10 protein-coding genes are annotated in these 12,182 nt (G+C 73.8%); 5 read left to right on the plus strand and 5 right to left on the minus strand.

Features of this window, described 5'->3' with window-relative positions:
- Nucleotides 1-265 precede the first annotated feature (265 nt).
- Together ACZ66Z_RS08135 and ACZ66Z_RS08140 are read left to right on the plus strand one after the other, a co-directional pair.
- Entirely contained in the window at nt 266-2,020 is a 1,755-nt protein-coding gene (locus tag ACZ66Z_RS08135; protein WP_469933151.1) for an acetyl/propionyl/methylcrotonyl-CoA carboxylase subunit alpha, read from the plus strand.
- A 91-nt stretch (nt 2,021-2,111) separates the two neighbouring features.
- Nucleotides 2,112-2,657: a TetR/AcrR family transcriptional regulator gene (locus ACZ66Z_RS08140; protein WP_469933152.1), complete on the plus strand. Its 546-nt coding sequence runs from the start codon at nt 2,112-2,114 to the stop codon at nt 2,655-2,657.
- A gap of 52 nt (nt 2,658-2,709) precedes the next feature.
- Here the strand turns inward: ACZ66Z_RS08140 and ACZ66Z_RS08145 are convergent, their stop codons facing one another.
- Together ACZ66Z_RS08145 and ACZ66Z_RS08150 are read right to left on the minus strand one after the other, a co-directional pair.
- Entirely contained in the window at nt 2,710-3,633 is a 924-nt protein-coding gene (locus tag ACZ66Z_RS08145) for a DeoR/GlpR family DNA-binding transcription regulator (protein WP_469933153.1), read from the minus strand.
- 225 nt (nt 3,634-3,858) lie between these two features.
- Nucleotides 3,859-5,298, minus strand: a complete 1,440-nt coding sequence (locus tag ACZ66Z_RS08150; RefSeq protein ID WP_469933154.1) for an NAD(P)H-quinone dehydrogenase — start codon at nt 5,296-5,298, stop codon at nt 3,859-3,861.
- Nucleotides 5,299-5,671: 373 nt separating this feature from the next.
- On the opposite strand from ACZ66Z_RS08150, the gene ACZ66Z_RS08155 reads away from it, so the two are divergent.
- From ACZ66Z_RS08155 to ACZ66Z_RS08165, 3 genes are all read left to right on the plus strand, one after another.
- Nucleotides 5,672-6,109, plus strand: coding sequence for a gamma-glutamylcyclotransferase family protein (locus tag ACZ66Z_RS08155; RefSeq protein ID WP_017239758.1), 438 nt, complete (start codon nt 5,672-5,674; stop codon nt 6,107-6,109).
- A 216-nt stretch (nt 6,110-6,325) separates the two neighbouring features.
- Entirely contained in the window at nt 6,326-7,129 is an 804-nt protein-coding gene (locus tag ACZ66Z_RS08160; RefSeq protein ID WP_468879591.1) for a purine-nucleoside phosphorylase, read from the plus strand.
- Nucleotides 7,130-7,497: 368 nt separating this feature from the next.
- Nucleotides 7,498-9,150, plus strand: coding sequence for a phospho-sugar mutase (locus ACZ66Z_RS08165; protein ID WP_469933155.1), 1,653 nt, complete (start codon nt 7,498-7,500; stop codon nt 9,148-9,150).
- Between the two features lie 86 nt (nt 9,151-9,236).
- On the opposite strand, the gene ACZ66Z_RS08170 is transcribed toward ACZ66Z_RS08165, so the two are convergent.
- From ACZ66Z_RS08170 to ACZ66Z_RS08180, 3 genes are all read right to left on the minus strand, one after another.
- Entirely contained in the window at nt 9,237-9,968 is a 732-nt protein-coding gene (locus ACZ66Z_RS08170; protein ID WP_469933156.1) for a PH domain-containing protein, read from the minus strand.
- A 35-nt stretch (nt 9,969-10,003) separates the two neighbouring features.
- The gene (locus tag ACZ66Z_RS08175) at nt 10,004-10,636 is read right to left on the minus strand and encodes a class F sortase (RefSeq protein WP_469933157.1); all 633 of its coding nucleotides are present in this window, start codon (nt 10,634-10,636) and stop codon (nt 10,004-10,006) included.
- A gap of 117 nt (nt 10,637-10,753) precedes the next feature.
- Nucleotides 10,754-12,061, minus strand: a complete 1,308-nt coding sequence (locus tag ACZ66Z_RS08180) for a hypothetical protein (protein ID WP_469933158.1) — start codon at nt 12,059-12,061, stop codon at nt 10,754-10,756.
- Between the last annotated feature and the right edge of the window lie 121 nt (nt 12,062-12,182).

Raw genomic sequence — 12,182 nt, forward strand, 5'->3', positions numbered from 1 at the left:
CCGGTCCGGCAAAGAATCGTTGAGCCATTCGTAGGGACTCCACAAAGAAACCCGAACGGCCCCTGGCCCCACGAACAGAGACCTGCGCCACACCTCGGAGCTACTGTGCCGTAAAGGAACCCTGCGTACCGTGGTGCGACAAGGGAATTCACGACCCGAGCGGGCCCGGGGTCACGCTCCGTGTGGGCAAGCTCACCACTGGGGACGGGTCGAAAGGCCGTGTCGGCAGTCCCTAAACTCAGCTTGTTTCAAGGAGGGAGCCATCGTGCGCAAGGTGCTCATCGCCAACCGTGGCGAAATCGCTGTCCGTGTGGCCCGGGCGTGCCGGGACGCGGGTATCGACAGCGTGGCCGTGTACGCCGAGCCGGACCGGGACGCCCTGCACGTCCGGGCGGCCGACGAGGCGTTCGCTCTGGGCGGTGACACTCCGGCGACCAGTTATCTGGACATGGCGAAGGTCCTGCAGGCCGCGAAGGACTCGGGCGCGGACGCGGTCCACCCGGGCTACGGGTTCCTCTCCGAGAACGCGGAGTTCGCGCAGGCCGTGCTGGACGCCGGTCTGACGTGGATCGGCCCGCCGCCGCAGGCGATCCGGGACCTGGGCGACAAGGTCGCCGCCCGTCACATCGCGCAGCGCGCCGGCGCCCCGCTCGTCGCGGGCACGCCGGACCCGGTGTCGGGCGCCGAGGAGGTCGTGGCGTTCGCCGAGGAGCACGGCCTGCCGATCGCGATCAAGGCGGCGTTCGGCGGCGGCGGCCGCGGCCTGAAGGTCGCCCGCACGCTCGAAGAGGTGCCGGAACTGTACGACTCCGCCGTCCGCGAGGCCGTCGCGGCCTTCGGCCGGGGCGAGTGCTTCGTCGAGCGCTACCTCGACAAGCCCCGCCACGTCGAGACGCAGTGCCTGGCCGACACCCACGGCAACGTGGTCGTCGTCTCCACCCGCGACTGCTCGCTGCAGCGCCGCCACCAGAAGCTGGTCGAAGAGGCGCCCGCGCCGTTCCTGACGCGGGAGCAGAACGAGCAGCTGTACTCGGCGTCGAAGGCGATCCTGAAGGAGGCCGGCTACGTCGGCGCCGGCACGGTCGAGTTCCTCGTCGGCCTCGACGGCACGATCTCCTTCCTGGAGGTCAACACGCGCCTGCAGGTCGAGCACCCGGTGACCGAGGAGGTCACGGGCCTCGACCTGGTGCGCGAGATGTTCCGGATCGCCGACGGCGAGGAGCTCGGTTACGGCGACCCGGAGATCCGGGGTCACTCCTTCGAGTTCCGCATCAACGGCGAGGACCCGGGCCGCAACTTCCTGCCCGCGCCCGGCACGGTCACCCTCTTCGACCCGCCGACGGGCCCGGGCGTCCGTCTCGACGCGGGCGTGGAGTCCGGCTCGGTGATCGGCCCGGCCTGGGACTCGCTCCTGGCCAAGCTGGTCATCACCGGCGCCACCCGTGAGCAGGCTCTCCAGCGCGCCGCCCGCGCCCTGGCGGAGTTCAAGGTCGAGGGCATGGCGACGGCGATCCCGTTCCACCGGGCCGTCGTGGTCGACCCCGCCTTCACCGCCGACCCGTTCCGCGTCCACACCCGCTGGATCGAGACGGAGTTCGTCAACGAGATCAAGCCGTTCGCCCCGGCCGGCTCGGAGACGGACGAGGACGAGACGGGCCGCGAGACGATCGTCGTCGAGGTCGGCGGCAAGCGCCTCGAGGTCTCCCTGCCGTCCTCGCTCGGCATGACGCTGGCGCGCACGGGCCTGGCGGCCGGTGCGAAGCCGAAGCGCCGCGCGGCGAAGAAGTCCGGCCCGACCGCCTCGGGCGACACCCTCGCCTCCCCGATGCAGGGCACGATCGTGAAGGTCGCGGTCGAGGAGGGCCAGGAGGTCAAGGAGGGCGACCTGATCGTCGTCCTGGAGGCCATGAAGATGGAGCAGCCCCTCAACGCCCACCGCTCCGGCACCGTCAAGGGCCTGAGCGCCGAGGTCGGCGCCTCGGTCACCTCCGGCGCCACCATCTGCGACATCAAGGACTGATCCGCCGAGGACTGATCCGTCGCGACCAGTACGGTACGGAGGGCCCGCAGGCAGCCGCCTGCGGGCCCTCCGTCGAGGGGAGCCATCGCCCATGCGCGCCGACGCACGCCGCAACCACGAGCGACTGCTCGTCGAAGCCCGCGCCGCCTTCGCGGAACAGGGCGCGGACGCACCCCTGGAGGAGGTCGCGCGCCGCGCGGGCGTCGGGATCGGCACCCTCTACCGGCACTTCCCCACCCGTGCCGACCTCTTGAACGCGGTCTTCCAGGAGGCGCTGGCCGAACTGCTCGACCGCTCGCGGGAGCTCGCGGAGGCGGATGCGCCGTGCCGGGCGCTGGTGGAGTGGCTGCGGGCGCTCATCGCCCACGCGGGCGAGTACCGGGGGCTGGCGCACGCGCTGATGTCCGCCTCGCACGACCGGAGTTCGGCCCTGGCGCGGTGCAGCGATCCGCTGCGCGCGGCGGGCGAGCGGCTGCTCGAACGGGCCCGGAAGGCGGGGCAGGTGCGCGCCGACGTGTCGATCGGCGACCTGATGCAGCTGACCAACGCGATCGCGCTGGCGGCGGAGCAGTGCCCGGAGGACGCGCTCCTGGCGGACCGCCTGCTCGCGCTGACGCTTCGGGGGCTCAAGGACTGAACGGCGGGGCCGAACGGCGTGGGACCCCTGGGGGAGGGTCCCTCGGGCGGCTTCAGCGGCGGCGCATGTCCGCGACCCGGGCCGTGCGCTCCAGCGTCTCCGCGGCCATCGCGCCGCCCGGCCCCCGGAACTGACCGGCCGCCATCCGCCCGCGCTGGACGGGGAGCGGAACGTCACGGCGGGGCCGGGCGCCCGGGGGGAGCTGCTCACCGCCCGCGGGGCCGGCGGCGCCCGTGCCGGCGACGGCGATCTGCACGCCCTGGTCGGCGAGGGCCTGGAGCTCGGTGGCGGCCCGCTCGTCGTGGGCGGGGGGCTCGTCGGTCACCAGGCGGGTGATGACGTCCGTCGGCACCGTCTGGAACATGGTGTCGGAGCCGAGCTTGGTGTGGTCGGCGAGGACCACGACCTCGGCCGCCGCCTGTACGAGCGCCCGGTCCACGCTCGCGGAGAGCATGTTGGACGTGGACAGGCCGCGCTCGGCGGTCAGACCGCTGCCGGAGAGGAAGGCCCGGGAGACCCGGAGCCCCTGGAGCGACTGCTCGGCCCCGCTGCCCACGAGGGCGTAGTTGGAGCCGCGCAGGGTGCCGCCGGTCATGACGACCTCGACCCGGTTGGCGTGGGCGAGGGCCTGGGCGACGAGCAGGGAGTTGGTGACCACGGTCAGGCCGGGCACGCGGGCGAGCCGGCGGGCCAGCTCCTGCGTGGTCGTCCCGGCGCCGACGACGATGGCCTCGCCCTCTTCGACGAGGCTCGCGGCGACGTCGGCGATGGCCGTCTTCTCCGCCGTGGCGAGATGGGATTTCTGCGGGAAGCCGGATTCTCGCGTGAATCCGCCCGGCAACACCGCACCGCCGTGGCGGCGGTCGAGGAGTCCTTCTGCCTCGAGGGCCCGTACGTCTCTCCGTACGGTCACTTCAGAGGTCTGGACGACGCGGGCGAGCTCGCGGAGCGACACGGCCCCATTGGCTCGCACCATTTCGAGGATCAACTGGCGACGTTCTGCAGCGAACACGAAACTGACAGTAACGTGAGCGGCCGATAGTTTTCAGCAGTATGCGCCGAATTGCAGAAGATGCGCACGGACGGGACCTCCACGTGGTAAGGGAGGTCCCGTCGCTGATCATCGTATGCCCCGCCTTGCCGGGGGTTGTCCGAGTCGGCGAACCGTTCCCGCAGGCGGGGGCCCGGGCGGGCCGGGGCCTCAGGCCTCGCCGGTCACCTTTCGGGTGTGCAACTGCCGTGCCACTTCCGCGATCGAGCCCGACAGGGAGGGGTACACGGTGAAAGCATTTGCGATCTGTTCGACCGTCAGATTGTTGTCGACCGCGATCGAGATCGGATGGATCAGCTCGCTCGCCTTCGGCGCGACGACGCAGCCGCCGACCACGATGCCGGTGCCCGGGCGGCAGAAGATCTTCACGAAGCCGTCCCGGATGCCCTGCATCTTCGCGCGGGGGTTGCGCAGCAGCGGCAGCTTGACGACCTTGGCGTCGATCTTGCCCGCGTCCACGTCGGCCTGGGTGTAGCCGACGGTGGCGATCTCGGGGTCGGTGAAGACGTTCGAGGAGACCGTCTTCAGGTTGAGCGGGGCCACCGCGTCGCCGAGGAAGTGGTACATCGCGATCCGGCCCTGCATGGCGGCGACCGAGGCGAGCGCGAAGACGCCCGTGACGTCGCCGGCCGCGTAGACGCCGGGGGCGCTCGTACGGGAGACCCGGTCGGTCCAGATGTGACCGGAGTCCTTCAGCCGGACCCCCGCCTCCTCCAGGCCCATTCCGGCCGAGTTCGGGATCGCGCCGACCGCCATCAGGCAGTGGGTGCCGGAGATGACCCGGCCGTCCGCGAGGGTGACCTCCACCCGGTCGCCGACCCGCTTCGCGGACTCGGCGCGGGAGCGGGCCATGACGTTCATGCCGCGGCGCCGGAAGACGTCCTCCAGGACGGCGGCGGCGTCCGGGTCCTCACCCGGCAGGACGCGGTCGCGGGAGGAGACGAGGGTGACCCGGGAGCCGAGCGCCTGGTAGGCGCCGGCGAACTCGGCGCCGGTGACGCCGGAGCCGACCACGATGAGCTCCTCGGGGAGCTCCTTCAGGTCGTAGACCTGGGTCCAGTTCAGGATGCGCTCGCCGTCGGGCTTGGCGTCGGGCACCTCGCGCGGGTGGGCGCCGGTGGCGATCAGCACCGCGTCGGCGGTCAGCGTCTCCTCGGTGCCGTCGGCGGCGGTGACGACGACCTGGCGGGAGCCGTCCACCGCCTGCCGGCCGTCCAGCCGGCCGCGGCCGCGCAGGACCCGGGCGCCGGCCCGGGTGACGGAGGCGGCGATGTCGTGGGACTGGGCGAGCGCGAGGCGCTTCACCCGTCGGTTCACCTTGCCGAGGTCCACGCCGACGACCCGGGCGGCCTGCTCGATGTGCGGGGTGTCGTCCGCGACGATGATGCCCAGCTCCTCGTAGGAGGAGTCGAAGGTGGTCATCACCTCGGCGGTGGCGATCAGGGTCTTGGAGGGGACGCAGTCGGTCAGGACGGAGGCGCCACCGAGGCCGTCGGTGTCGACGACGGTCACCTCCGCGCCGAGTTGGGCGCCCACCAGGGCCGCCTCGTATCCGCCGGGTCCGCCGCCGATGATCACGATCCGGGTCACTGGGATCTACGCCTCGCGCTCTCGTTCTGCCGGGGGGTCCCCCCGCTGGGGTGCAGTGCGTACGCCATTGTCCCGCACGCTTCAAGTGCGTAGCCCATTCTCCCGCACTCCCGGCGCGGCCTCGCGCCGGGGCCTGCCGAAGGGGCGCAGGGCCGCCCGGACGGCCCCGCTCCGGGCTCCACGGGGTCCCGGTCGGGGTTCCGCGGGGTTCCGGCCGGAGTCCCGCGGGGTCCCGCTCGGGGTTCGGCGGCCGTCCCGCCCCGGGGTTCCGCGACGTCCCGCCCCGGGCTCCGCGGGGCCGCGCTCCCGGGTCCGTACGGTCCCCGCCCCGGATTTCGCCGGGCACCCCGCCCCCTCCCGTACTCTCGGTCCCATGTCGCTCTACGCCGCTTTCGCCGGCAACCTCGACGCGCGGCTGATGAGCCGCCGCGCACCGCACTCCCCGCTGCGCGGCACCGGCTGGCTGAACGGCTGGCGGCTCACCTTCGGCGGCGAGCAGATGGGCTGGGAGGGCGCGCTGGCCACGATCGTGGAGGCCCCGCGCTCCCAGGTCTTCGTGGCGCTGTACGACATCGCGCCGATGGACGAGGACTCCATGGACCGGTGGGAGGGCGTGGGCCTCGACATCTACCGGCGGATGCGGGTGCGGGTGCACACCCTGGACGGCGAGGAGCCCGCCTGGGTGTACGTCCTCAACGCCTACGAGGGCGGGCTGCCCTCCGCGCGCTACCTGGGCGAGGTCGCCGACGCGGCCGAGTCGGCGGGCGCGCCGCACGACTACGTGATGGAGTTGCGCAAGCGGCCCTGCTGAGCCGGGCGGCCCCGGAACGGTCCGGGCCGGCCCCGGCGGGCCTGTCGCTCCGTCCGGGTGGCCGATTCCCGCCGTTCGTCGGAAACGACAAGACAACGATCGCATGTCCGTCAGCATCGTCATCTACGCGCGTAGGAATTCTCCGGCTACGCTGCTTCGCGTACCAAATCCGTCCGGGGTTCCCCTCGGACCCCCCTCCCCGAGGCGAGAGAGTCAGTGAACGCAACTGCCACCCCGTACGAGGCCGCCGAGGCCGCTGCCGCACGTCTTCGCGAGCTGACCGGTGTCGAGAACCACGACGTCGCCCTGGTCATGGGCTCCGGCTGGGCGCCCGCCGTCGACGCCCTCGGCGCCCCCGAGGCCGAGTTCCCGGTGACCGAGCTCCCCGGCTTCCCGCCGCCGGTCGTCGAGGGCCACGGCGGCAAGGTCCGCTCGTACAAGATCGGTGAGAAGCGCGCGCTGGTCTTCCTCGGCCGCACCCACTTCTACGAGGGCCGGGGCGTCGCCTCCGTCGCCCACGGCGTCCGCACCGCCGTCGCCGCCGGCTGCAAGACCGTCGTCCTGACCAACGGCTGCGGCGGCCTCCGCGAGGGCATGCGCCCCGGCCAGCCGGTCCTCATCAGCGACCACATCAACCTGACGGCCGCCTCCCCGATCGTCGGCGCGAACTTCGTCGACCTCACCGACCTGTACTCGCCGCGCCTGCGCGCGCTGTGCAAGGAGGTCGACGAGACGCTGGAGGAGGGCGTGTACGTCCAGTTCCCCGGCCCGCACTACGAGACCCCGGCCGAGATCAACATGGTCCGCGTCATGGGCGGCGACCTCGTCGGCATGTCCACCGTCCTGGAGGCCATCGCGGCCCGCGAGGCCGGTGCCGAGGTCCTCGGCATCTCCCTCGTCACCAACCTGGCCGCGGGACTCTCGGGCGAGCCCCTGAACCACGAGGAGGTGCTCCAGGCGGGGCGCGACTCGGCGGCGCGGATGGGCGAGCTCCTGACGCGGGTCCTCGACCGGATCTGAGCCTCCCGGCCCTCTTCGCACCGGTCGGCCCCGGGAGGCCCGCCGTGCTTCGGAGCGCGGCGGCGGCCCCGCCCGCCGGGCCGTCCGGTGCGCCGGGGCCGCCGCGCGGAGCCTTCTCCCCCGCCCCGTCCCTTCCCTTTCCCTTCCCGAAATCGCAGCTCCGCCCCGGACCCCCGCGCCACCGGGCACGGGGGAGTTCGAGGTCACGGCCGAAGGCCGTACGGGGTCCGGGGGCCTGCCCCCTGTTTCGGGAAGGGGCGGGGTGGGGGAAGGCTCCGCGCAGCGGCCCACACCCCGCGCCCGCACCGGCACCCACCGCGGCCCGCACCGCTCCCCCTCCCGCCCACACCCCCGAAAGGCACACCACCGTGACGCAGGACGACCTCCTCGCCCGGGCCCAGGCGTGGCTCGCCGAGGACCCCGACCAGGAGACCCGCGACGAACTCGCCGCGCTCCTCGACCGCAACGCCACCGACGAGCTCACCGTCCGTTTCGGCGGCACCCTGCAGTTCGGCACCGCCGGCCTCCGCGGTGAGCTCGGCGCCGGGCCCATGCGGATGAACCGCTCGGTGGTCATCCGGGCCGCCGCCGGCCTCGCCGCGTACCTGAAGGCGAAGGGCGAGACCGGCGGTCTCGTCGTCATCGGCTACGACGCCCGCTACAAGTCGGCCGACTTCGCCCGGGACACCGCCGCCGTGATGACGGGCGCCGGGCTGCGCGCCGCGCTGCTCCCCCGCCCGCTGCCGACGCCCGTCCTCGCGTACGCCATAAGGCACCTGGGCGCCGTCGCCGGCGTCGAGGTGACCGCGAGCCACAACCCGCCGCGCGACAACGGCTACAAGGTCTACCTGGGCGACGGCTCGCAGATCGTGCCGCCGGCCGACGCGGAGATCGCCGCCGAGATCGCCGCGGTCCGCTCGCTGAACGACGTGCCGCGCCCCGCCGAGGGCTGGGAGACGCTGGGCGACGAGGTCCTGAACGCCTACCTGGAGCGCACGGACGCCGTCCTGACCCCCGGCTCCCCCCGTACCGCGCGGACCGTCTACACGGCCATGCACGGCGTCGGCAAGGAGGTCCTGACGGCCGCGTTCGGCCGGGCCGGCTTCCCGCCGCCCGCGCTCGTCGCCGAGCAGGCCGACCCGGACCCGGCCTTCCCGACGGTCGCCTTCCCGAACCCGGAGGAGCCGGGCGCCATGGACCTGGCCTTCGAGGCCGCCCGGGCCGTGGACCCCGACCTCGTCATCGCGAACGACCCGGACGCCGACCGCTGCGCCGTGGCCGTGCCCGCCCCCGAGGTCGAGGGCGGCTGGCGGATGCTCCGCGGCGACGAGGTGGGCGCGCTGCTCGCCGCGCACCTGGTGCACAAGGGCGCCACCGGCGTGTTCGCCGAGTCGATCGTGTCGTCCTCGCTGCTCGGCCGCATCGCGGAGGCGGCGGGCGTCGGTTACGAGGAGACGCTGACCGGCTTCAAGTGGATCGCCCGCGTCGACGACCTGCGGTACGGGTACGAGGAGGCGCTCGGCTACTGCGTCGACCCGGAGGGCGTCCGCGACAAGGACGGCATCACGGCGGCGCTGCTCGTCACGGAGCTGGCCTCGGTGCTCAAGGAGCAGGGCCGGACGCTGACCGACCTGCTCGACGACCTGGCGGTCGCCCACGGCCTGCACGCCACGGACCAGCTGTCGGTGCGGGTCGAGGACCTGGGGATCATCGCCAACGCGATGGCCGCGCTGCGCGAGCGGCCGCCGGTCTCCCTCGCCGGTCTGACGGTCGTCTCGGCCGAGGACCTGACGAAGGGCACGGAGTCGCTGCCGCCGACGGACGGGCTGCGCTACCACCTGGAGGGCGACTACAAGGCCCGGGTGATCGTCCGCCCGTCCGGCACCGAGCCCAAGCTCAAGTGCTACCTGGAGGTCGTCGTCCCGGTCGCCGGCGCGAGCGAGCTGACGGCGGCCCGCACGACGGCCGCGGAGCTGCTCGCCGCGATCAAGCGGGACCTGTCCGGGGCTGCCGGGCTGTAGGGCGCGGACACGCGGGAGGGCCGGTGCGGAAGCGATTCCGCACCGGCCCTCCGGCGTGCGTGGATCCGGAAGACCGGACTCCCGGCTCAGCCCGTGGCGAGCAGGATCACGAGCAGCAGCAGCCCGGCCAGCGCGGGGCCGACGATCTCGTACGCCCAGCGCACGCGCGGCTCGCCCTGGGCGCCCGGGGACGTGGCGCGCAGCTCGGCGAGTTCGCGCAGTTCGGCGACGGTCTTGTCGCTCGGCGCGATCCGGGAGGCGCTGTCCCGTACGTCGGCGGTGACGGAGGTGCGGCCGTGCGGGTCGTCCTGGGAGGCGCGGGCGGCGGTGCGGGCGGCCCTCTTCCGCTGGCGCAGCGAGACGGGGATCGCCCACAGCTGGTACTTGGCGCCCTCCTGCGTGAAGACCTCGCTGGAGTAGCCGGCGCGGACGTCGGCGACCGCGGCCCAGGGCAGCACGATCGACCGGAACGGGTTGCGGATGCGGAGCCGGTCCTCGTCGGCGTACACGGCGGGCCGGATCGTGAAGGCGACGATCAGCGGGACGGCGAGGACGAGGCCCGCGAGCGCGAACCAGGGCGTGCGTCCCTCGCCCCGGGCCATCGCGTCCGCGGCGAACAGGGCCGCGAGGAGCAGCAGGAAGACCCCGCTCGCGATGCCGAGGGGCGACCGGAAGACCTTGTCCGCGGAAGCGGGGGCGGCGGGAGCGGGCGCGGCGGAGGCCTGCCCGCCGGGGGTCTGCCCCGCGGACGGCTGCTCGGGGGTCGACTCGCGGCTCGGCTCGTGGCTGGGCTCGGGGGTCGGCTCGGGGGTCGTCATGCCGCCGATTGTGCCTCAGCGGGCCGGGTGGGGGCTCAGGCGGCCCGCGCGGCCACCAGATCCGCGTACACGATGATGTTGTCGGGCCGGTGGCCGTCGACCAGCTCCCCGCCGCAGGTGACGAGGCGCAGCTCGGGGCGGGTGGTGTTCCCGTACACCTTGGCCGTCGGGAAGGCGTCCTTGGCGACCTGCTCCAGCTCCCGGACCCGGAAGACGGCGGTCGTGCCGTCGGCGCGGGTCACGGTGATCCCGTCGCCGACCCGGACCCGGGAGACGTTCTGGAGGACGGCCGGGCCGCGCGCGGTGTCGAAGTGGCCGATGAGGACGGCGGGGCCGGTCTCCCCGGGCGTGACGCCCTTGTCGTACCAGCCGATCCGGTCGGCGTCCGCGACCGGGGGCACCTCGACGGTGCCGTCCGCGTTCAGCCCGAGGGAGAGGACGGAGCCGGCGTCGACCCCGGCGGCGGGCACCCGGACCCGGACGGGCAGGGAGCGCGCGAGCGGCCGGACGGCCGCCTTCGGGGCGGGCGGGACGGCGCCGGCCGGCGAGATGCGGGCGGGCGGGGTGGCGGCGGGCTCACCACCGGCGGAGCAGCCGGTGAGACCGGCGAGAGCGGTGAGACCGGCGAGCGAGGCGATGAGGAGGGGAACGGCGGGACGACGACGCACGGAACGGCTCCGGACGGGGCGCGGCCGGTCGCCGCGCGGGACGCGGCGACCGGCCTGGGGTGGGGTGGGGTGGTGCCTGCTCGGGTCAGGGGCAGGAAGAACGGGAGGCGGTGCGGGTCAGCCGCGGGTGCCCGCGCCCCGGCGGCGCAGGACGACGAGGCCGAGGCCCGCGGCGGCGAGCGAGGCCGCGCCCGCACCGGCCGCGACCAGGGCCGTGGAGTCGCCCTCGGCGGTGAACTCGGCGCCGGCCGCGACGCCGCCCTGCGGGACGACGGAGGTCTGCCCGCCGGTGGCGGTGTCGCCCGCGGGCGCCGGGGCGGGCGCGGCGGAGTCCTTCCCGCAGCCCTCGGGCAGCTTCGGGAAGGCGGTCCACCGGAACGGCACGCCGCCGCCCTGGGTGCGCTGGCCGAGCTGCGGGGTGGTGGTGTTCGCCCCCTTGATCGTGAAGCCCGCGCCCAGGTCGGCCGCGTGGGCGCGGTCGAGGGTGAGGATCGGCTTGCCGGCCTCGTCCTCGACGACGGCCTCGGGGCCCTTCTCCAGGTCGTTGGTGAGCGTCACGGTCAGCCGCGCGAAGACCGACGGGACGTCCTGCTGGACGGAGCACGCGCCGAGGGTGACGACGGGTCCGGGGACGGGTCCGGACGCCGGGGTCCCGACGGGCTTCGGGGCGGCCTGCTTCGCCGAGCCGGGGACGTAGGCGGAGAACTGGCCGTCCTGCTCCAGGACGACGACGGCCCTGCCGAAGGTCCAGACGGAGCGGGAGCCGGTCACGTACGTGTAGCCGCGGCCCTTGCCGTCCTCCAGCAGCTGGAGCCCGAAGCGGCCGTCCTTCTTGGCGAGCTGGAGGACGGTGCCGTCGACGAGGCGGTAGGTGCCGGGGGCGCCGGGGGCGGTGTTGCCGATCCAGTTGTGGGTGGTGCCGTCCGGGTCGAGGACGAAGAACTCGCCGTTGTCCTGGCCGGCGGCGGAGCGGGTGACGGCCTCCAGGACGCCGACCGGGTGGCCCTCGCGGAAGAGCTCGGCGCGGTGGTTCTGCTCCTTGACCTTGTAGATCTTGGCGACGGTCCCGGTGAGCAGGGTCTCGGTGCGGACGAGCGTGCCCCTCGCGGTGTCGGTCGCGGTGGCGACGGCGGTCACCGCGCCCTCGGAGTCCAGGGTCACCGCGTACCCGGCGAAGACCACGGTCTCCTTCGGCGGGTGGCCGGCGCCGGCCTTCAGCTCACCGAGCTCCCGGCCGCCCTTGAGGACGGTGGCGGTGTGGTACGGGTGCTGGTCGCCCCGGGCGTACACCTTCGCCGACAGCCCGCCCGCGAGCTGGACGGTGCGGACGGGGGTGCCCTCCGAAGCCTCGGCCGCGAGGACCGGAGTGGCGGCGACGCCGACGACGAGCGCGGTGGCGAGGGCAGTGCGAAGGGCGGTGCGCATAACGACTCCCGAAGAGGTTCGGTGGCTGATGGAGAAGAGCCGCATGCCGCTGACGTCTCCTCGGGGAGGGCCGGTGAGTTCTCGCTGGCTGCTGACAAAAACCTAAAGATCTCGTATGGGG

The organism is Streptomyces sp. NPDC107498, from assembly GCF_055582805.1.